The sequence below is a fragment of the Citrobacter amalonaticus genome, from assembly GCF_002918555.1.
Taxonomy (GTDB): Bacteria; Pseudomonadota; Gammaproteobacteria; order Enterobacterales; family Enterobacteriaceae; genus Citrobacter_C; species Citrobacter_C amalonaticus_A.
On record NZ_PQMB01000002.1, the window covers coordinates 1142788 to 1162420 of the forward strand.

At 53.8% G+C, this 19633-nt stretch carries 21 protein-coding genes; 6 read left to right on the forward strand and 15 right to left on the reverse strand.

All coding sequences use genetic code 11. The features are described from left to right. Positions 1-115: 115 nt before the first annotated feature. Positions 116-1564 carry a tRNA uracil 4-sulfurtransferase ThiI gene (gene thiI / locus C3432_RS11015; protein ID WP_103776627.1) on the reverse strand — a complete coding sequence of 483 codons (1449 nt, stop codon included), beginning with the start codon at positions 1562-1564 and terminating at the stop codon, positions 116-118. Positions 1565-1770: 206 nt separating this feature from the next. Here thiI and xseB point away from each other — a divergent pair, with 206 nt between their 5' ends. Genes xseB through yajO form a run of 4 tightly spaced genes read left to right on the forward strand, consistent with a single transcriptional unit; the run spans position 1771 to position 5830 of the window. Next, on the forward strand, positions 1771-2013 hold the full coding sequence (gene xseB, locus C3432_RS11020; RefSeq protein ID WP_103776628.1) for an exodeoxyribonuclease VII small subunit: 243 nt from the start codon (positions 1771-1773) through the stop codon (positions 2011-2013). Further along, entirely contained in the window at positions 2014-2913 is a 900-nt protein-coding gene (gene ispA / locus C3432_RS11025; protein WP_103776629.1) for a (2E,6E)-farnesyl diphosphate synthase, read from the forward strand. It abuts the gene before it with no gap. Between the two features lie 23 nt (positions 2914-2936). Beyond that, positions 2937-4799: a 1-deoxy-D-xylulose-5-phosphate synthase gene (gene dxs / locus C3432_RS11030; RefSeq protein ID WP_103776630.1), complete on the forward strand. Its 1863-nt coding sequence runs from the start codon at positions 2937-2939 to the stop codon at positions 4797-4799. A gap of 56 nt (positions 4800-4855) precedes the next feature. Further along, positions 4856-5830, forward strand: coding sequence for a 1-deoxyxylulose-5-phosphate synthase YajO (yajO, locus tag C3432_RS11035; protein ID WP_103776631.1), 975 nt, complete (start codon positions 4856-4858; stop codon positions 5828-5830). Between the two features lie 116 nt (positions 5831-5946). Here the strand turns inward: yajO and pgpA are convergent, their stop codons facing one another. The 6 genes from pgpA to nrdR form a co-directional block, all read right to left on the reverse strand. Further along, positions 5947-6462, reverse strand: coding sequence for a phosphatidylglycerophosphatase A (gene pgpA / locus C3432_RS11040; RefSeq protein WP_103776632.1), 516 nt, complete (start codon positions 6460-6462; stop codon positions 5947-5949). Beyond that, positions 6440-7417 carry a thiamine-phosphate kinase gene (gene thiL, locus C3432_RS11045; RefSeq protein WP_103776633.1) on the reverse strand — a complete coding sequence of 326 codons (978 nt, stop codon included), beginning with the start codon at positions 7415-7417 and terminating at the stop codon, positions 6440-6442. The genes pgpA and thiL overlap by 23 nt, the downstream gene beginning before the upstream one ends. Before the next feature lie 77 nt (positions 7418-7494). Beyond that, positions 7495-7914, reverse strand: coding sequence for a transcription antitermination factor NusB (gene nusB, locus C3432_RS11050; RefSeq protein ID WP_000801129.1), 420 nt, complete (start codon positions 7912-7914; stop codon positions 7495-7497). 19 nt (positions 7915-7933) lie between these two features. Next, complete coding sequence (gene ribH, locus C3432_RS11055; protein WP_103776634.1) at positions 7934-8404, reverse strand: 6,7-dimethyl-8-ribityllumazine synthase; 471 nt, start codon at positions 8402-8404, stop codon at positions 7934-7936. A gap of 87 nt (positions 8405-8491) precedes the next feature. Further along, the gene (gene ribD / locus C3432_RS11060; protein WP_103776635.1) at positions 8492-9595 is read right to left on the reverse strand and encodes a bifunctional diaminohydroxyphosphoribosylaminopyrimidine deaminase/5-amino-6-(5-phosphoribosylamino)uracil reductase RibD; all 1104 of its coding nucleotides are present in this window, start codon (positions 9593-9595) and stop codon (positions 8492-8494) included. Between the two features lie 3 nt (positions 9596-9598). Then, positions 9599-10048: a transcriptional regulator NrdR gene (nrdR, locus tag C3432_RS11065; protein ID WP_103776636.1), complete on the reverse strand. Its 450-nt coding sequence runs from the start codon at positions 10046-10048 to the stop codon at positions 9599-9601. A gap of 152 nt (positions 10049-10200) precedes the next feature. Between nrdR and C3432_RS11070 the strand changes: the two genes are divergently transcribed. Continuing rightward, entirely contained in the window at positions 10201-10740 is a 540-nt protein-coding gene (locus tag C3432_RS11070; RefSeq protein ID WP_103776637.1) for a SadB/YajI family lipoprotein, read from the forward strand. Positions 10741-11038: 298 nt separating this feature from the next. Continuing rightward, positions 11039-11923, forward strand: coding sequence for a nucleoside-specific channel-forming protein Tsx (locus C3432_RS11075; RefSeq protein ID WP_103776638.1), 885 nt, complete (start codon positions 11039-11041; stop codon positions 11921-11923). 113 nt (positions 11924-12036) lie between these two features. Here the strand turns inward: C3432_RS11075 and yajD are convergent, their stop codons facing one another. The 8 genes from yajD to tgt all read right to left on the reverse strand — a co-directional run bounded on the left by yajD (position 12037) and on the right by tgt (position 19552). After that, entirely contained in the window at positions 12037-12384 is a 348-nt protein-coding gene (yajD, locus tag C3432_RS11080) for an HNH nuclease YajD (protein WP_103776639.1), read from the reverse strand. 102 nt (positions 12385-12486) lie between these two features. Then, entirely contained in the window at positions 12487-13179 is a 693-nt protein-coding gene (locus C3432_RS11085) for a helix-turn-helix transcriptional regulator (protein WP_103776640.1), read from the reverse strand. A 25-nt stretch (positions 13180-13204) separates the two neighbouring features. After that, positions 13205-13570 (reverse strand): VOC family protein, encoded by a 366-nt coding sequence (locus tag C3432_RS11090; RefSeq protein WP_103776641.1) that lies wholly within the window; start codon positions 13568-13570, stop codon positions 13205-13207. A 73-nt stretch (positions 13571-13643) separates the two neighbouring features. Next, a complete protein-coding gene (locus tag C3432_RS11095; protein ID WP_374755467.1) occupies positions 13644-15038 on the reverse strand; it encodes a M24 family metallopeptidase in 1395 nt (464 codons plus the stop codon). Positions 15039-15212: 174 nt separating this feature from the next. Further along, the gene (secF, locus tag C3432_RS11100) at positions 15213-16184 is read right to left on the reverse strand and encodes a protein translocase subunit SecF (protein ID WP_103776643.1); all 972 of its coding nucleotides are present in this window, start codon (positions 16182-16184) and stop codon (positions 15213-15215) included. Between the two features lie 10 nt (positions 16185-16194). Beyond that, positions 16195-18042, reverse strand: coding sequence for a protein translocase subunit SecD (gene secD / locus C3432_RS11105; protein ID WP_103776644.1), 1848 nt, complete (start codon positions 18040-18042; stop codon positions 16195-16197). 27 nt (positions 18043-18069) lie between these two features. Then, positions 18070-18402: a preprotein translocase subunit YajC gene (gene yajC / locus C3432_RS11110; protein ID WP_003021544.1), complete on the reverse strand. Its 333-nt coding sequence runs from the start codon at positions 18400-18402 to the stop codon at positions 18070-18072. 22 nt (positions 18403-18424) lie between these two features. After that, positions 18425-19552 carry a tRNA guanosine(34) transglycosylase Tgt gene (gene tgt / locus C3432_RS11115; RefSeq protein WP_103776645.1) on the reverse strand — a complete coding sequence of 376 codons (1128 nt, stop codon included), beginning with the start codon at positions 19550-19552 and terminating at the stop codon, positions 18425-18427. Positions 19553-19633 lie beyond the last annotated feature (81 nt).

Here is a 19633-nt window from a genome sequence, read left to right on the forward strand (position 1 = left end):
TGCTTTCTGTTTGCGCCGCAGTCCCGCTGTTTGCCGACCAATTGGTAACCCCCCCTCGTCAGCGACAGCGCTGGATTCATCGCGCCCCAGCGCCATTTGCCGGGGCGCTCTGATATTACGGGCGATACACCTTCACATTTGCAAAGCCCTGTTCGCGCAGATAGAGCGCCTGCAGGCGGCTCATCACCCCGCGGTCACACCACAGCAGCCAGGTTTTGCTCTGGTCGAGATCGCCAAACTTCGTGCTCAGCTTGTAGAACGGCAGTGAAACCACGTCAATGCCTTCCACCTTCAGCGGTTTGTCGTCCTGTTCATCAACAGAGCGAATATCCAGAATCACGTCATTCGGACCAAAGCCGCTGACGGTTTCCACTTCCACCACGTCCTGCTGAGCCTGCTGGGCGATTTCGCGGATATCAACGTTAGTCGCTTCTTCCACCACTTTCTCAAGGATGCTGAAGTCGAAGTTCTCTTCTTCCGCCTCAATCTTCGCCTTAATGGCTTTCACCGTTGGACTTTTGGAAATCACGCCGCAGTATTCAGGCATAGTACGGGCGAAATCTTCGGTACCAATCTGACGTGCCAGGTTAATAATGTGCTCTTTGTCGTAGGAGATCAGCGGACGCAGGATCAGCGTATCAGAGACGTTATCGATAAGGCGCAGGTTAGTCAGCGTCTGGCTGGAGACCTGACCCAGCGCTTCGCCGGTGACCAGCGCCTGTACGCCATAGCGCTCTGCCACTTTCGATGCCGCACGCACCATCATACGTTTCAGCACCACGCCCATCTGACCGTCATCAACTTTCTCGAGGATCTCACCGACCACCGGCTCAAAGTTGATGGCGACAAAGCGCACGCGATGCGAACTGCCGAAGCGGTTCCACAGATAATGCGCCACCTGACGAACGCCGATCTCATGTGCCGCGCCGCCAAGATTAAAGAAGCAGTAATGCACCCGGCAGCCACGGCGCATCAGCATATAGCTGGAAACCCCAGAATCAAAACCGCCGGAGATCAGCGACAGCACATCTTCCTGTGTACCAATCGGGAAACCGCCGATCCCTTCGTAACGGCCTTTAATCAGCAACAGACGATCGTCTTCGACTTCCAGATGTACCGTCACATCCGGATGGGTCAGCTTCACACGCGCTGACTCAATATGCTGATTTAAACCGCCGCCAACGTAACGTTCCACTTCAATAGAGCTAAACTCATGCTTACCACGACGCTTCACGCGCACACAGAAGGTTTTGCCTTCCAGCCGATCGCGGTACTGCGCCAACGCTTTCTCAAAAATGTCGTGCATGTCGGTAAACGGTACGTCCTCAACTTCGAGGATATGGTGAATACCGGGGATGCGGGTCAGGGCGTCGCGAATGGCCAGACGTTGGTCTTCATCTTTGGCGCGAACCTCAATGTTATCCCAGTGACGGACAACGGCGAGGGTTTCATCATAGTGTTTTAAAACGTTACGAATGTTCCCGGTCAGAATTTTTATAAAGCGCAAACGCACAGATTGGCTTTTGATAGTAATTTCCGGGAACAATTTAATGATAAACTTCATGGCGGCAATGGTTCTTAGCAAGCCATCAGAGGCTTGTATTGGAGAAATAGTACAGCAGCCCATACCTGCGGCTGCATCCAGGCGCGGAAGTATACCATCAACATGGCCTTCCTGTGCACATCCCCTTACCATTGTGCGTTATTTGCTTATCAGTGCGAGTCCGTTACCATATCAGGGCTGAAAATACAGAGAGTCAGATATTCATTATGCCGAAGAAAAATGAGGCGCCCGTTAGCTTTGAAACATCGCTGAACGAGCTGGAGCAGATAGTTACCCGTCTGGAAAGTGGCGACCTGCCGCTGGAAGAGGCGCTGAACGAATTCGAACGTGGCGTGCAGCTGGCGCGTCAGGGACAGGTAAAATTACAACAGGCTGAGCAGCGTGTGCAAATCCTGCTGTCTGACAGTGAAGACGCAACACCTGAGCCTTTTACACCGGATAATGAGTAGATGGATTTTTCGCAGCAGCTACAGGCCTGCGTTGAACAGGCCAATCAGGCGCTAAGCCGTTTTATCGCGCCACTGCCCTTTCAGAACACTCCCGTGGTCGAAACCATGCAGTATGGCGCATTATTAGGCGGTAAGCGCCTGCGCCCGTTCCTGGTGTACGCGACCGGTCAGATGTTCGGCGTCAGCCTGAACACGCTGGATGCTCCGGCCGCCGCCGTGGAGTGTATTCACGCTTATTCGTTGATTCATGACGATTTGCCCGCAATGGACGACGACGATCTGCGTCGCGGTCAGCCAACCTGCCACGTCAGGTTTGGCGAGGCCAACGCAATCCTGGCTGGCGATGCCTTGCAGACCCTGGCGTTCTCGATTATCAGCGATGCCCCGATGCCGGAAGTGGCTGATCGCGATCGTATCGCGATGATTTCCGAACTGGCCAATGCCAGCGGTATTGCGGGAATGTGCGGCGGCCAGGCGTTAGACCTTGATGCCGAAGGGAAGCAGGTGCCGCTGGAAGCGCTGGAGAAAATCCACCGCCACAAAACGGGTGCATTGATTCGCGCGGCGGTTCGTCTGGGGGCGCTAAGTGCCGGAGAAAACGGCAGAAATGCCCTGCCGATACTCGATAAATACGCAGAAAATATCGGCCTGGCGTTCCAGGTTCAGGATGACATTCTGGATGTGGTGGGCGATACTGCAACGTTAGGTAAGCGCCAGGGTGCGGATCAGCAGCTTGGCAAAAGTACCTATCCTGCTCTCCTGGGTCTTGAGCAAGCCCGGAACAAAGCCCGGGATCTGATCGATGACGCCCGCCAGGCATTAAACCAACTGGCCGCGCAGTCACTCGATACCTCGGCACTGGAAGCGCTAGCGAACTATATAATCCTGCGTGATAAATAAACAACATATCCAATGAGCTTGCGATGAGTTTTGATATAGCCAAATACCCGACCCTGGCACTGGTTGACTCGACTTCAGAGTTACGCCTGCTACCAAAAGAGAGTCTGCCGAAACTCTGCGACGAACTGCGCCGCTACTTACTCGACAGCGTGAGTCGCTCCAGCGGACACTTCGCCTCCGGGCTGGGTACGGTGGAGCTCACCGTGGCGCTGCACTATGTCTATAACACCCCGTTTGACCAGCTGATCTGGGATGTGGGGCATCAGGCTTATCCGCATAAAATTCTCACAGGCCGTCGCGACAAAATTGGCACCATCCGTCAGAAAGGTGGCCTGCACCCGTTCCCGTGGCGTGGTGAAAGCGAGTACGACGTGCTGAGCGTCGGTCACTCCTCCACCTCGATCAGCGCCGGCATTGGTATTGCGGTTGCCGCAGAGAAAGAAGGCAAAGGGCGTCGTACCGTCTGCGTGATTGGTGACGGGGCGATCACGGCTGGCATGGCATTTGAAGCCATGAATCATGCGGGTGATATCAAACCCGATATGCTGGTCATTCTCAACGATAACGAAATGTCGATCTCAGAAAACGTTGGGGCGCTGAACAACCACCTGGCGCAGCTCCTTTCCGGCAAGCTCTATTCAACGTTGCGCGAAGGTGGGAAGAAAGTTTTCTCCGGCGTACCGCCGATTAAAGAGCTGCTCAAGCGTACCGAAGAACACATCAAAGGTATGGTGGTACCCGGCACGCTGTTTGAAGAGCTGGGCTTTAACTATATCGGTCCGGTCGACGGTCACGATGTGCCCGGCCTGATCAGCACGCTAAAAAACATGCGCGACCTGAAAGGCCCGCAGTTTCTGCATATCATGACCAAAAAAGGGCGTGGTTACGAACCGGCGGAAAAAGACCCAATTACCTTCCATGCGGTCCCCAAATTCGATCCTTCCAGCGGCTGTCTGCCGAAGAGCAGCGGCGGCCTGCCGAGCTACTCCAAAATCTTTGGCGACTGGCTGTGTGAAACAGCCGCGAAAGACAGCAAGCTGATGGCTATCACCCCGGCAATGCGCGAAGGCTCCGGCATGGTTGAGTTCTCGCGTAAATTCCCGGATCGCTATTTTGACGTGGCGATTGCCGAACAGCACGCGGTGACCTTTGCGGCTGGCCTGGCGATTGGTGGCTATAAGCCGATTGTGGCTATCTACTCCACCTTCCTGCAGCGCGCCTACGATCAGGTGCTGCATGATGTGGCAATCCAAAAACTGCCAGTGATGTTCGCCATTGACCGTGCGGGGATCGTCGGCGCTGACGGACAAACACACCAGGGCGCGTTCGATCTCTCTTACCTGCGCTGCATCCCGGATATGGTCATCATGACGCCGAGCGATGAAAACGAATGCCGTCAGATGCTGTTTACCGGCTATCACTACAATAAAGGTCCGACGGCGGTACGTTATCCGCGCGGCAACGCGGTTGGCGTTGAGCTAACGCCGCTGCAAAAGCTGCCAATCGGCAAAGGTATCGTGAAACGTCACGGCGAGAAACTGGCGATTCTGAACTTTGGTACGCTGATGCCGGAGGCGACGAAGGTGGCCGAATCGCTGAACGCAACCCTGGTCGATATGCGCTTTGTGAAGCCGCTGGATGAAACGCTGATTCTGGAGATGGCGGAGCGTCACGATGCCCTGATCACCATTGAAGAGAATGCGATCATGGGCGGTGCGGGCAGCGGCGTGAACGAAGTGCTTATGGCGCATCGCAAACCGGTGCCAGTGCTCAATATTGGCCTGCCCGACTTTTTTATTCCGCAAGGTACGCAAGAGGAAGCCCGCGCAGAAATTGGCCTTGATGCCGCAAGTATTGAAGTCAAAATCAAAACCTGGCTGGCATAATCCTCTCCCCACTCCTGCTATGCTTACTCATTAACAAGCTAAACAGGAGTGGGTAGATGAAATACAACACTTTAGGAAAAACAGACCTTCGGGTTTCCCGCCTTTGCCTGGGCTGCATGACGTTTGGTGAACCCAATCGCGGCAATCACGCCTGGACCCTTCCGGAAGAGAGTAGTCGTCCCATTATCAAACGCGCCCTTGAAGGCGGCATTAACTTCTTTGATACCGCCAACAGCTATTCTGCGGGCAGCAGTGAAGAGATTGTCGGTCGTGCCCTGCGTGATTTTGCTCGCCGCGAAGAGGTGGTAGTAGCCACCAAGGTTTTTCACCCGGTTGACGATCTGCCTGAAGGGTTATCCCGAGCGCAAATTTTACGTTCCATTGACGACAGCCTGAGACGCCTGGGTATGGATTATGTCGATATCCTGCAAATTCACCGCTGGGACTACAACACCCCGATTGAAGAGACGCTGGAGGCACTGAACGACGTGGTGAAAGCCGGAAAAGCACGCTATATCGGCGCGTCCTCCATGCACGCCGCGCAGTTTGCTCAGGCGCTGGCGCTGCAAAAGCAGCACGGCTGGGCGCAGTTCGTCAGCATGCAGGATCACTACAACCTGATCTATCGCGAAGAAGAGCGTGAGATGCTGCCACTGTGCTATCAGGAAGGCGTGGCGGTTATTCCGTGGAGTCCGCTGGCGCGTGGAAGATTAACCCGCCCATGGGGAGAAACCACGGCCCGTCTGGTCTCCGATGAGTTCGGTAAAAATTTATATAAGCAAAGCGATGAAAATGACGCGCAAATTGCTGAACGTCTGAGGGGTGTCAGTGAGGAACTTGGCGCAACACGTGCCCAGGTAGCGCTGGCATGGCTGCTGAGTAAACCCGGCATCGCCGCGCCAATCATCGGTACATCACGTGAAGAACAGTTAGATGAATTGCTGAGCGCAGTGGATCTGACGCTGAAACCAGAACACATTGCCGAACTGGAAACGCCCTACCAGCCACACCCGGTAGTCGGATTTAAATAACCGGCCTTGCCGGATGGTGCTGCGCTTATCCGGCCTGCATCCGTGCGCAACAATGGCATCATGCGCCCGTAGGCCGGATAAGGCATTTATGCCGCCATCCGGCAAAAGCCAGGCGCTTAAAATATCCCGACCGGCCAGTGGTGCCCAATAAAATAGAGGATCCCGGCGGAAATCACTCCGGCAACGATGTCATCCACCATAATGCCCATCCCACCGTGAACGTTGCGATCAAACCAGCGAATTGGCCACGGCTTCCACATATCCAGAATCCGGAAAATCACAAAACCGGCGGCAACCCACTGCCAGTCATTGGTTGGCAGCGCCATCAGAGTTATCCACATCCCGATAAACTCATCCCAGACGATGCTACCGTGATCGTGTACGCCCATATCTTTCGCCGTCTGGTGGCAAAGATACACCCCGATGCAAATTCCTGACATCACCACCAGCGAATAGAGCTGCCAGGGCAGGAAGGTCATCAGATACCAGAACGGGATCGCCGCCAGCGATCCCATCGTCCCCGGCACGACCGGGCTAAGCCCGCTACCAAATCCGGTGGCAAGCAGGTGCCACGGATTACGCAGATTTAACCGGCTTTTCGCAACATCTTTATGGCGAGGCAAAATGGTCATATCCTTTCCAGTCAAAAGTGACAGGCTTTCCGTCACGCACAAAACTTATACCTTCCACATCCGCACTCATCTGCCCGATGCAGGTAAAGGTTACGCCGAGATGAGCGAGAGCCACGTCGAGCGCGCCACGGTTCAACTCTGGTACCGTAAAGCATAATTCATAATCTTCGCCACCGGAAAGCGCCCACCGCAGCGCCTGCTCCGGTGCCACATGGCGAGTCATAGCCGAAGACAAGGGGATCGCCTCCACCTCAACCCGCGCACCGCACGCGCTGGCGTTGACAATATGTCCAAGGTCAGAAATCAGGCCATCAGAGAGATCGATGGCCGAATTCGCCAGATCGCGCAGCGCCTGGCCCTGCAAAATGCGCGGCGTCGGGCGCAGATGACGTTTCAACAGATAAGCGGCATCCTGGGCATCGTTAACCTGCAGACGATCCTGCAAAATTGCCAGCCCCGCCGCGCTGTCACCCGGCGTGCCCGTCACGTAAATCCAGTCCCCCGGTTTCGCGCCAGAGCGTTTCAGAGCGCGTCCCACCGGAACGTAGCCGTGGATACCCAACGTCATAGAGAGTGGACCGCGCGTGGTATCGCCGCCAATCAGCTGCATATCGTAGTAATTCAGAAGTTCAAACAGACCGTCGCTGAACGCTTCGAGCCAGGCTTCATCGACGTCAGGCAGCGTTAAAGCCAGCGTCAGCCAGGCCGGATCGGCCCCCATTGCCGCCAGATCGCTTAAGTTCACCGCCAGCGCTTTATGTGCCAAATCGGCAGGATCGATATCGGCCAGGAAATGGTTGCCAACAACCAGCGTATCGGTACTGATCGCCAGGGTCTGCTTTTCAGGAATATTCAGGAGTGCGCAGTCGTCGCCAATACCGGTTTCGACATCAAGACGAGAGCTTCTTACGCGGTCAAAATAACGGGCAATCAGGGAGAACTCGCCGCATGCCATACGTTATGCCTCTGCAGGAAAAAAGAAAAGGCCGGAGACAACGGGGAGCAACCCCGCCATCTTCCGGCCTGGTGTAATCACTTTTTGTTGGGGCGAATCACAGGAGCGGCTTTATCCAGCACGCCATTGACGAATTTATGGCTGTCTTCCGCACCAAACGTTTTTGCCAGTTCAATCGCTTCGTTGATGGCCACCTTATAAGGCACATCGCTGCGTTTGGACAGTTCGAACAGCGCAATACGTAGTACAGCTTTTTCAACCTGGCCCAGTTCTTCCAACAAACGAGACAGGTAAGGCTTCATCAGACCATCCAGGTACGCGCTGTTAGTCGCCACCCCGGACAGCAGTTCACGGAAGTACAGAACGTCGACATCTTTCACGTCCTGCTCCGCCAGGAACTGGTATTCAACATCAGCGATGTCGTTCTGGGACAACTGCCAGGAGTAGAGCGCCTGAACGGCACACTCACGAGCGCGGCGACGAGCAGCAGGTTTCACGGATTTCCCCTTACAAAAATCAGGCCTTGATGGCTTTCAATACATTAATCATTTCAAGCGCGGTCAGTGCAGCTTCCGCGCCTTTGTTGCCAGCTTTGGTGCCGGCACGCTCAATAGCTTGTTCAATACTTTCGGTGGTCAGAACGCCAAATGCTACCGGAATTTCGTTGTCCTGAGCGACGTGCGCCAGGCCATTGCTTGCACCACCAGCCACATATTCGAAGTGCGCAGTGCCGCCACGAATAACGGTACCCAGCGCAATCACTGCGTCATATTTGCCGGTTTTGGCCAGTGCGCCCGCCGCCAGCGGCAGCTCATAGGCACCTGGAACCCAAACGATGGTAATATTTTCATCTTTTACCTGACCAATGCGCTTGAGTGCGTCTAACGCACCTTCCAGCAGGCTGTCATTGATAAAGTTGTTGAAACGCGCAATGGTGATGGCGACGCGAGCGTCCGGGGTAGCAACGTTAGCTTCAATAATGTTCATATTCTTCCTTCGGGTTCGATATAGCCCCGCAGGGGGGCGGATTCTATCATAATAATTGGTGCGCTGCTTCCCTTTCGCTTGGGGAGATCATGCGCCCACTAAATGCAGGCAAACATCCGGACCTACATGGCGTATTTCATTGAATTTAAAATGGGGCGCGTCATTTAATTTCTCAAGCCCCGGCAACACACATAACCCCCTGGCGTCACTGCCTAATAGTGTAGGTGCCATGTAAACAATAAGCTCATCAACCACGCCCGCCTGGAGCAGCGCGCCCGCAAGCGTCGGCCCCGCTTCCACCCAGAGACTGTTAATCTGCTGTTTGCCCAGTAGCATCATCAGTACAACCAGATCCAGATGACCATTATGCTCCGGCACCTGAATCGAACGAACCGATTCGGGCCAGATTCGGGGATCCTCTTTCGTGCGCGCAAACCAGGTTTCTCCTGGCTGCTGCACAATACGATGATCCGGTGTTACCCGGTTCTGACTGTCGATAACAATACGAACAGGCTGACGCAAGTTTTCCTGCGGATAAATCGCCTGCGTGGCCTCGTCAAGTTCAGGCCAGCGCACGGTAAGCTGTGGGTCGTCCGCCAATACCGTTGCGCTACTGGTCAGTATGGCGTGGCTCCGGGCGCGCAGACGCTGCACGTCCCGTCGCGCTTGCGGCGAGGTAATCCACTGACTTTCACCGCTGGCCATCGCCGTACGCCCATCCACTGAAGCGCCAAGCTTGAGCTGTACATACGGAAACCCGGTGCGCATCCGTTTGAGAAAGCCTTTATTTAACGCTTCCACTTCGCTCATCATCAACCCGTGGCTGACGTCGATCCCCGCCTGCTGAAGACGATAAAGTCCGCGTCCTGCCACCTGCGGATTGGGATCCTGCATCGCGGCGACGACGCGCGCCACGCCTGCGGCAATCAGCGCATCGCAGCACGGCGGCGTACGACCATGGTGGCTGCACGGTTCGAGCGTCACATAAGCGGTCGCCCCCCGGGCTTTTTCTCCGGCCATGCGTAAAGCATGAACTTCAGCATGCGGCTCACCGGCGCGATGATGGTAACCCTCACCGACAATCTCGCCGTCTTTGACGATCACGCAGCCCACGTTAGGATTCGGGTGAGTCGTGAAACGCCCGCGCTGCGCCAGTTTCAGCGCTCGCGCCATGTATAACTCATCCTGCATGGCTTAATCCTCCAGGCGAGCAATCTCTTCGCCGAATTCTTTGATATCCTCAAAACTCCGGTACACGGAGGCGAAACGGATATAAGCCACTTTATCGAGCTTTTTCAGCTGTTCCATAACCAGGTTGCCGATCATCTTACTCGGCACTTCGCGCTCACCGGTGGCGCGTATCTGCGACTTGATATTATTCAACGCCATTTCAACATCATCGGAGCTGACCGGGCGTTTTTCCAGCGCGCGTTGCATACCGCTGCGCAATTTGTCTTCATTGAAAGGCTCACGCACATCATTGCTTTTTACAACGCGCGGCATAACAAGTTCCGCCACTTCAAAGGTAGTGAAACGTTCATTACAAACCAGACACTGCCGACGGCGGCGTACTGAAGAGCCCTCTCCCACGAGACGAGAGTCAATTACCTTAGTGTCTACGGCGAAACAGAATGGGCAATGCATACGGCGTCCTGACCAGGTGGTTAACAGAAATCTATTTTACCCTGAACTGACGTGACAACAAAGGCGGAGCGCTTTTGAGACAAAGGATCGCTGTCTTTGTTCACTTTTCGATCTACCATTAGGCTATCGCGACAATCAAGGAAATAATCTATATGACAAGACGTTACCTAAGAATCCTCCTGGTGGGAAGTCTATTTAGTCTTAGCGCCTGTGCCCAGCCAAGCGAAGTACGCCAGATGAACCAGAGCGTCAGCACACTGAATAAAGAGATGACACAGCTCAATCAGGAGACAATAAAAATTACCCAGCAAAATACGCTGAATGCCAAATCCGCCAGCGGCGTATACCTGCTACCGGGTTCCAGAACCCCTGCCCGCCTGAACAGCCAGATTGGCACGCTGCGCATGTCGCTAATGAATATCGCTCCCAATGCCGACGGCACGCGCTTGACGCTCCGCATTCAGGGAGAGTCTGACGATCCATTACCGGCGTTCAGTGGTACCGTTGAATATGGGCAAATTCAGGGAACAACTGACAATTATCAGGAAGTGAATGTTCAGAATCAGTTGATTAATGCCCCAGCCAGCATCCTCGCCCCCAGCGATGTAGATATCCCGTTACAGTTAAATGGTGTGACGCCCGAACAGTTAGGTTTCGTTCGCATCCACGACATCCAGCCTGTTACACAATAAACCTCCAGACGGAACGTTTTGTGCGTTCCGCAACATCCCCCACGCCACTCGTGTGACTCTTCTTACATCATCATAAATTTTGGTAAAAGTTGGCAACATTCACCAGAGTGAGTACAATCGCCGCGCTAAAATACACAAACGTGAACGCAATCGATTACGCAAATGATAGAACTGTGAAACAACACATATTTTTGTGAGCAATGATTTTTATAATAGGCTCCGCAGAAACACGAAATATTTAGAAACGCTTATTGCGCATTTTTCACTCCCGTCAGGGATTTCAAACAGTGGCATACATATGAAAAAAACATTACTTGCAGCCGGTGCAGTGCTCGCGCTTTCTTCATCATTCACCGTGAACGCAGCGGAAAATGATAAACCGCAGTATCTTTCCGACTGGTGGCACCAGAGTGTCAACGTTGTAGGCAGCTACCACACCCGTTTCGGACCGCAGATCCGCAACGATACCTACCTGGAATATGAAGCTTTTGCGAAAAAAGACTGGTTCGATTTCTATGGTTACATGGATGCACCTGTCTTCTTTGGCGGCAACACTGATGCGAAAGGTATCTGGAACCACGGTTCTCCGCTGTTTATGGAAATCGAACCGCGCTTCTCCATCGATAAACTGACCGGCACCGACCTGAGCTTCGGTCCGTTCAAAGAGTGGTACTTCGCCAATAACTACATCTACGACATGGGTCGTAACAAAGATGGCCGTCAGAGCACCTGGTATATGGGTCTGGGTACCGACATCGATACCGGTCTGCCAATGAGCCTGTCTCTGAACGTGTATGCCAAATACCAGTGGCAGAATTACGGTGCCGCTAACGAAAACGAATGGGACGGCTACCGTTTCAAAGTGAAATACTTTGTCCCTATCACCCAGCTGTGGGGCGGCAACCTGAGCTACATCGGCTTTACCAACTTTGACTGGGGATCCGATCTGGGCGACAACGACTTCTCCGATCTGAACGGTAATAAAGCGCGAACTAACGACTCGATTGCTTCCAGTCACATTCTGGCGCTGAATTATGATCACTGGCACTACTCAGTTGTGGCTCGTTACTGGCACAACGGGGGTCAGTGGAATGATGATGCCGAGCTGAACTTCGGTAAAGGCAACTTCAACGTCCACTCTACGGGTTGGGGTGGGTATCTGGTTGTGGGTTACAACTTCTAAGCGCCCTGCTCTAAGCTGTTTTATTTTCCGGATGGCGTCGCAATACGCCATCCGGCATTTCAGGCTTTGTCATCGCTCTCAAAGCCCCAGACGGACAACTCGTCGGTACGCTGTTATTTCTTCTGATCCATCATCGCTTTCAAATTAGCGAACGGGTTATGCACTGCAACACCAACATCTTTCTGCGCATCCTCCCCGGCAATAACCGTTGAGCCATACTGATCGGCCTCGGTATATTTCGAATGCTCATGATCGTGACAATACAGGCACAGTAACTCCCAGTTACTGCCGTCTTCCGGGTTGTTAGTGTGGTCATGATCGATATGATGGACCGTTAACTCGCGCAGATTGGAGTAAACAAATTCGCGAGAGCATCGCCCACATACCCATGGGAATAATTTGAGCGCTTTTTCACGATAGCCGCTTTCCAGCCGCGTGTAGTTTTTAGGGATAATTGCCATAGTGATTCTGTATTTGCGTTGAATGTAGAGTTATACGCGAGTTTAACACTCTACGCATACCATTGCCCATGAAGGATTAAGTCAGCTTTAACCGCTGATTTTTTATGGCCTGTCTTCGCAGCGAACTTTGCGTAAAAAATCACTTAACGATCGGTCCGCACATTCGCGAAACCGCCTGTCGAGCGGGGTAACTTGCAGACAGCGATCCACACGAAAGCAGCGATAATCTTCTCGTCGCTCACACCATGCCACCAGCAGCCAGTGCTCTCCCCAGAAAAACATCCCCAACGGCTGCACATCACGCCATGAGAGATGCCCCGCTTCATCACGATAATGCAGCGCCAGCACCTGCTGCGCCGAAACAGCACGATGGATGAGATCAAACGCGCTGCGTGAATGGGGCTGAGTGCCAAAATCCGGCGCGAAAATCCGCGTCTGCTCGGCCTTACGGCGGCTCTCTTCCGGCAGGATCGCCAGTACTTTTTCCTGCGCGGACTCCAGTTCACGGGAGAGCGAGTCCCCGCCCCACGTCTTGAGTAAGCGAATGGCGACCATCAGCGCTTCTGATTCGCGATGCGTTAACATCAGCGGTGGCAGGTCAAATCCGGCCATTAAGCGGTAACCGCAGCCCGCCTCGCCTTCAACGGGCACACCGGATACAGAGAGGTCACGAATATCGCGGTAGATAGTCCGCTCAGAAACCTCAAGCCGCCCGGCCAACTGCGCCGCCGTTGTCAGCCTTCTGCCACGCAGGATCTGCACAATTTGAAATAAGCGGTCGGCGCGTCGGGTCATTTTAGCTCTCGATATTCAGCGATGATTACGCGGGTTGATGCAGGCCAACACGGTTCCCTTCACTGTCGGTAAACAGTGCAATGGTGCCGATATCCTGCCCCAAATGAACAGGCCCCAAAACGCACTCTCCGCCCGCACTCGCGACGCGCCCAAGGGTTGCCGCCAGATCGGCAGTATGCAGGTAAATAATAACCCCGTGCACCGACGGCGTAATACCATCAAATTTTGCCAGCGCGCCGCCGGTGGCCGGTTCGTCATAGGGAAATACGGCCAGGTCAGCGCTGTCCATTTTTTCGCGGCGAAGTGATACCTGCATCACCGGCTCATAAAACGTAATAGCGCGCGCCATGTCCGTTACGGGGATCTCAAACCAGTTAATTACGCTCTTCATACATCCTCCTGCCTTAGTGATTAAGTTCAGGAGAAATATACGACAGGGCTACTGACAGCATACTGTCAGCAGCCTATACACAAACCAACGCCCGGGCGTGATCTAACAGCCACGGGCGTAAGTAACCGACGGTATTTGAAAAAGGCAAAACCTCATCCGGTAAACGAATACCCAACTGCTGTTGGATCCAGCGACGACGGATGACAACACGCTGCCAGAGTTCGGGATAATCCTGCGCCAGCGCATCACGCAGCGCCTTATCCGCCAGCGCCACCGTATCTTCAATACTGGCCCCGGCATAACCCGCCCGGGAAGGGATAATATCGATTTGCAAAATCATCCCGCTTCGCAGCTGCGCCGCAGAATGCGGATCTATCGGCGAGCACAGCCACTCTTCATCGGCCACCAGATGACCCGGATTCAGGTGCCAGTGATACTCCGCTTTCGGCAACACCTGCTCGATTAACGCGTACATTTCACTACCACACATCCCGATGCGCAAATTCTCCAACCAGCTCACCACCGCCCGATAATAAGGCTTTGCCACAACGTCCAGGTAATCGGCCACCTCGGGTGCCAGCTCGCTTTCATCAGCGACCACATAAGCCGCACGACTGCTTAGCCCGCCCTTAAAGCTCGTGGTTAACGAAAACTTATCGCCACGTTGAATCACTTTGTCCCCGGGATAGAGATTAGCATGTGCAAAGCGCTCGCCGGTGGCGGCAATCATTACCACGTTATTCGGCTGCCCTTCCGCCGCCAGTCGTGCGCCAATCTGCTTTTCGGTTTTGCCTGGTTCAATGGCGCTAAGCGCTGTCAGAACAGCCGTTGATGCCAGATTTGCGCCGTATTCGTAATGCGCCAGCTCATTGGCATTATTCACCGTGCGCACCCCACCGTCAGGTGAAATAAATATCCCCGTTGCGTTACAAAACTGCGCCTGCTCCCCTGCGGCCTGACGCAAGGCATCAACAATAAACGCCGGTAGTTCGAACATCTGCGCTGTATCATCAGCCACGCCGGTAAACAGCTTCCATCCCACCAGGCCATAGCGTCTTCCCGCCACCACTCCGGCATCTGCTAACAGCGCAGGCAGAGATTTCAGATTGTCCATCGGCTGATTGGGCAACGAGAACCACGGCGCATGAATCACCCGATTTGCCAGCCGTGCATGAGCCGCCAGCTTGAGGTTTTCATTGCCAAGGACCAGAACAGCCTCGCCATCACTGTGCAACACCAGCAGCGCCTCTTCAAAGCGCGGAATAAACCCTGTGAGGTATTCAAAGTTGCCACTATGCTCTTTGTCGCCATAGATAATCAGCGTCGCAAGCTGCCGGGAGCGCATCTGTGACAACACTTTTTCTTTGCGGGCGTGCAGCGTTTCGTCGCTCAAAATGACAGATGGCACATCATGCCAGACGGCGGGGGGGATGACTTTTTGCAACTGGATAGATGAGAGGGGACGGATCACTGGCGTTACTCCATGTCAAAGGCCATTTATCATGGAGAGTAGCGAAGATCCTCGTCATACTGCAAGTTACATGCAGGGCGACGGCAACCAGGGCTATGCAGGGGATCGGACTGCTGCAATAAAAAATCCCGGTCATACAACCGGGATTCCAGATATGGCGTGAAAGTCTGCTTACGGCAGAATAGACGGCTGATCCGCCCCTTCTTTCTCGACTTTCTGCTGCAGCATGTGCTCGCGCTTCATACCCAGCTTCAGCGCCAGCGCCGATGCCACGTAGATAGACGATGCAGTACCGATGGACACACCAATAAGCATGGTGAGTGAGAAGCCTTCCAGTACCGGACCACCGAAGAGGTACAGCATCAGAATAACCACTAACGTCGTACCGGACGTAATCAACGTACGGTGCAACGTCTGGGTCAGCGACACGTTAAAGATTTCGTAAGGCGTACCGCGGCGAATTTTGCGGAAGTTTTCACGAATACGGTCAGATACCACGATACTGTCGTTCAGCGAGTAACCAATAACCGACATCAGCGATGCCACAATAGTCAGGTCAACCTCGATATGGAACAACGACAGGATCCCTAAGGTAATGATCACGTCGTGCGCCAGCGCGATAACCACCCCTGCCGCCAGTCGCCACTCAAAGCGGAAACCGACGTAGACGAGGATGGAGATCAGCGCTACGATCAGCGCCATCGCGCCCGTTTGCGCCAGATCGGCGCCCACGCTGGGGCCGACGAACTCAATACGTTTCACCGCGGCGTTCTGGTTAGTGGCTTCGTTAATGACGCTCAGCACCTTACTACCCAGCACCTGCCCACCGTTTTCACCTTCGGTTGGCGGCATACGTACCATAATGTCGTGGCTGCTGCCGAAGTTCTGCAAAAGCGGTTCAACAAAGCCCGCTTTCTCCAGCGCATCGCGCATCACATCCATTTCTGCCGGTTTTTCCAGCGTAATTTCAATCACCGTACCGCCGGTGAAATCGAGTCCCCAGTTAAAACCGCGTATGCCCATCACCACGATGGCCGCAATCAGCAGCAATCCGGAGATGCCGAAAGCCCAGTAGTCCCAGCGCATAAAGTCATAGACTTTACGGCCGTGGTTCAATTGTTCAACAGTATATTCCTGTGCCACATCGCACTCCTCAGATTGACAGCTTTTTGACGCGCTTGCCGCCATACAACAGGTTTACGATGGCACGCGTACCGACAATCGCGGTAAACATCGACGTCGCCACACCGATACCGGTAGTAATCGCGAACCCTTTAATTGCCCCGGTGCCGACCGCGTACAGGATGATGACCTTAATCAGCGTCGTGATGTTCGCATCAAAGATGGAACTGAACGCGCCGCGATACCCCTCATCAATCGCCTGCTGAACCGTACGCCCGTTGCTCAACTCTTCTTTGATACGTTCGTTGATCAGGACGTTGGCATCGACCGCTACCGCAAGGGTTAAGACAATCCCCGCAATACCCGGCATACTCAGCGTCGCCCCCGGCAGCAGTGACATGATACCGACAATCAGCACCAGGTTAGACACCAGCGCACTGGTCGCAATCAGACCAAACTTCTTGTAGAAGATGATCATGAACAGGATGGAGACCGCCAGACCGGCCAGACACGCTTCCAGACCCTGCTTGATGTTCTGCATACCCAGAGTTGGACCAATCGTACGTTCTTCAACAATCTGAATCGGCGCAATCAGCGCACCGGCACGCAGCAGCAGAGAGAGCTGGCGAGCTTCATTCGGATTGTTGATACCGGTAATACGGAAGCTGTTACCCAGACGAGACTGGATGTTGGCGATGTTAATCACCTCTTCCTGCTTCACCAGCACCGCACGACCGTTAGCATCTTTCTTACCGCTGTCTTTATACTCCACAAACAGGGTCGCCATCGGTTTACCGATGTTGTCCTTAGTGAAGTTAGACATGATGTTGCCACCGGCGCTATCCAGCGAGATGTTAACCTGCGGCTGGTTGTATTCGTCCTGGCTGGAAGTGGAGTCGGTGATATGATCACCGGTCAGAATCACGCGTTTGTACAGCACAACGGGCTGACCTTCACGCGTCTGTTTCACTTCAGAATCGCCGGGTACACGACCGGATGCCGCGGCAGACTGATCAACGTTGGTGTTGACCAGACGGAATTCCAGCGTCGCCGTCGCACCCAGGATCTCTTTCGCACGCGCAGTGTCCTGAATACCCGGCAGCTCGACCACGATACGGTCCGCGCCCTGACGTTGCACCACTGGCTCGGCAACGCCCAGTTGGTTAACACGGTTACGCAGGATGTTGATATTCTGCTGGACCGCGTATTCACGGGCTTCACTCAGACGCGCATCGGTCATCACCGCGCGCAGCGTAGTGCTGCCCTGGCTTGAGATCACCAGATCCTGATGACGCTTGCTGAGATAAGCAATGGCTTCGTCACGTGCCTTGGAATCACGGAAGTTGATACTCAGACCGTAGTTGTCTTCTTTACGAACGGTAGTATACGGAATGCCTTTTTCACGCAGATCGCTGCGCAGGCTATCAATATTTTGTTCCTGGAGTTTGCCAAGCGCGGTGTCCATATCCACTTCCATCAGGAAGTGCACACCGCCACGCAGGTCAAGACCGAGCTTCATCGGTTCTGCGTGAATCGCGGCTAACCAGCGCGGCGTTGCCGGAGCCAGGTTAAGCGCCACGACGTATTTATCACCCAGCACGTCCACCAGCGCTTCACGTGCGCGCAGCTGGATGTCGGTGGAGTCGAAGCGCGCAAGAATAGCGCCCTCTTCCAGTGCCACAGACTTAGCGGTAATTTTTTCTTTTTGTAACGTATTCTGGACCTGGATCAGCGTTTGCTCACTGGCGGCGACGCCGCGCGCGCCAGTGATTTGAACAGCCGGATCCTCACCATAAAGGTTGGGAAGCGCATACAGCAGACCGACGACAATAACGACGATCAGCATGACGTACTTCCACAAAGGATAACGGTTTAACACGGCAGTTCCCTTAGGGAAAAGTTTCTATTACAGCGCCTTCATGGTGCCTTTCGGCAGAACGGCAGCTACGAAATCACGTTTGATAACCACTTCAGTGGTGTCGTTCAGCGCGATAGCAATGTAACCCGATTCCGCTACTTTGGTCACACGACCTACCAGACCACCGTTAGTCAGCACTTCATCGCCTTTGGCAATGGAGTTCATCAGGTTTTTGTGTTCTTTGGTACGCTTCTGCTGTGGGCGAAGGATCATGAAGTAGAAAATCAGACCAAACACCACCAGCATCAGAATCAGAGACATCGGGCTGCCCTGCGCCGGAGCACCTGTTGCCGCTACCGCATCAGAAATAAAAAAGCTCATTCAAATTCCCTCATTATTAAAATTAATCAACGTTCAAAGGTGGAACAGGTCGACCCTGACGTTGGTAAAAATCGGTCACGAAGCTCTCTAATTTACCCTCTTCAATAGCCTTGCGTAAACCCGCCATCAAGCGCTGGTAGTAACGAAGGTTATGAATCGTGTTGAGTCGCGCGCCCAGTATTTCGTTGCAACGATCAAGATGATGCAAGTAGGCACGTGAATAATTGCGACAGGTGTAACAATCACACTCGGCATCGAGCGGGCTGGTGTCGCTTTTATACTTCGCATTACGAATTTTCACCACGCCGTCAGTCACAAAAAGGTGACCATTACGCGCATTGCGCGTTGGCATGACGCAGTCAAACATATCGATACCGCGACGCACGCCTTCAACCAAATCTTCCGGTTTACCGACGCCCATCAGGTAGCGAGGTTTGTCCGCCGGGATTTGCGGGCAAACATGCTCCAGGATGCGGTGCATGTCTTCTTTCGGCTCACCCACAGCCAAACCGCCGACAGCGTAGCCATCAAAGCCAATCTCTACCAGACCTTTGACAGAGATATCACGTAAATCTTCGTAAACGCTACCCTGAATGATGCCAAAAAGCGCATTTTTATTGCCAAGACCATCAAAACGGTCACGGCTACGCTTCGCCCAACGCAGAGACATCTCCATAGAGCGTTTAGCATAGTCCCGGTCCGCCGGATAAGGCGTACATTCGTCAAAAATCATGACAATATCGGAACCGAGATCGTACTGAATTTCCATTGATTTTTCAGGATCGAGGAAAATCGGGTCGCCGTTAATCGGGTTGCGGAAGTGTACGCCCTGCTCGGTGATCTTACGAATATCGCCGAGGCTGAACACCTGGAAGCCGCCGGAGTCGGTCAGGATAGGGCCTTTCCACTGCATAAAGTCATGCAGATCGCCGTGCAGCTTCATAATCTCCTGACCCGGGCGCAGCCACAGGTGGAAGGTGTTGCCGAGAATGATTTGCGCGCCGGTCGCTTCAACTTCTTCCGGCGTCATGCCTTTAACAGTGCCGTAGGTTCCCACAGGCATAAAAGCAGGCGTTTCCACTACGCCACGATCAAACACCAGGCGGCCACGGCGCGCGCGTCCGTCGGTGGTATCCAGTTCAAATTTCATTTTTTCTCCTGCATCAGAGAAACAGTCTGATGGTTAAACATTCGCCACGGAATCACTCCATAGCTTAAAAATACAATAACC

What these genes read in the sequence shown, in the direction of transcription:
- dxs (WP_103776630.1), top strand. Translation starts at nt 2,937, where the DNA reads ATGAGTTTTGATATAGCCAAATACCCGACCCTGGCACTGGTTGACTCG.
- thiL (WP_103776633.1), bottom strand. Translation starts at nt 7,417, where the DNA reads ATGGCATGCGGCGAGTTCTCCCTGATTGCCCGTTATTTTGACCGCGTA.
- C3432_RS11090 (WP_103776641.1), bottom strand. Translation starts at nt 13,570, where the DNA reads ATGAAGAGCGTAATTAACTGGTTTGAGATCCCCGTAACGGACATGGCG.
- C3432_RS11075 (WP_103776638.1), top strand. Translation starts at nt 11,039, where the DNA reads ATGAAAAAAACATTACTTGCAGCCGGTGCAGTGCTCGCGCTTTCTTCA.
- ribD (WP_103776635.1), bottom strand. Translation starts at nt 9,595, where the DNA reads ATGCAGGATGAGTTATACATGGCGCGAGCGCTGAAACTGGCGCAGCGC.
- ribH (WP_103776634.1), bottom strand. Translation starts at nt 8,404, where the DNA reads ATGAACATTATTGAAGCTAACGTTGCTACCCCGGACGCTCGCGTCGCC.
- nrdR (WP_103776636.1), bottom strand. Translation starts at nt 10,048, where the DNA reads ATGCATTGCCCATTCTGTTTCGCCGTAGACACTAAGGTAATTGACTCT.
- yajO (WP_103776631.1), top strand. Translation starts at nt 4,856, where the DNA reads ATGAAATACAACACTTTAGGAAAAACAGACCTTCGGGTTTCCCGCCTT.
- tgt (WP_103776645.1), bottom strand. Translation starts at nt 19,552, where the DNA reads ATGAAATTTGAACTGGATACCACCGACGGACGCGCGCGCCGTGGCCGC.
- C3432_RS11085 (WP_103776640.1), bottom strand. Translation starts at nt 13,179, where the DNA reads ATGACCCGACGCGCCGACCGCTTATTTCAAATTGTGCAGATCCTGCGT.
- xseB (WP_103776628.1), top strand. Translation starts at nt 1,771, where the DNA reads ATGCCGAAGAAAAATGAGGCGCCCGTTAGCTTTGAAACATCGCTGAAC.
- ispA (WP_103776629.1), top strand. Translation starts at nt 2,014, where the DNA reads ATGGATTTTTCGCAGCAGCTACAGGCCTGCGTTGAACAGGCCAATCAG.
- yajD (WP_103776639.1), bottom strand. Translation starts at nt 12,384, where the DNA reads ATGGCAATTATCCCTAAAAACTACACGCGGCTGGAAAGCGGCTATCGT.
- pgpA (WP_103776632.1), bottom strand. Translation starts at nt 6,462, where the DNA reads ATGACCATTTTGCCTCGCCATAAAGATGTTGCGAAAAGCCGGTTAAAT.
- C3432_RS11070 (WP_103776637.1), top strand. Translation starts at nt 10,201, where the DNA reads ATGACAAGACGTTACCTAAGAATCCTCCTGGTGGGAAGTCTATTTAGT.
- thiI (WP_103776627.1), bottom strand. Translation starts at nt 1,564, where the DNA reads ATGAAGTTTATCATTAAATTGTTCCCGGAAATTACTATCAAAAGCCAA.
- yajC (WP_003021544.1), bottom strand. Translation starts at nt 18,402, where the DNA reads ATGAGCTTTTTTATTTCTGATGCGGTAGCGGCAACAGGTGCTCCGGCG.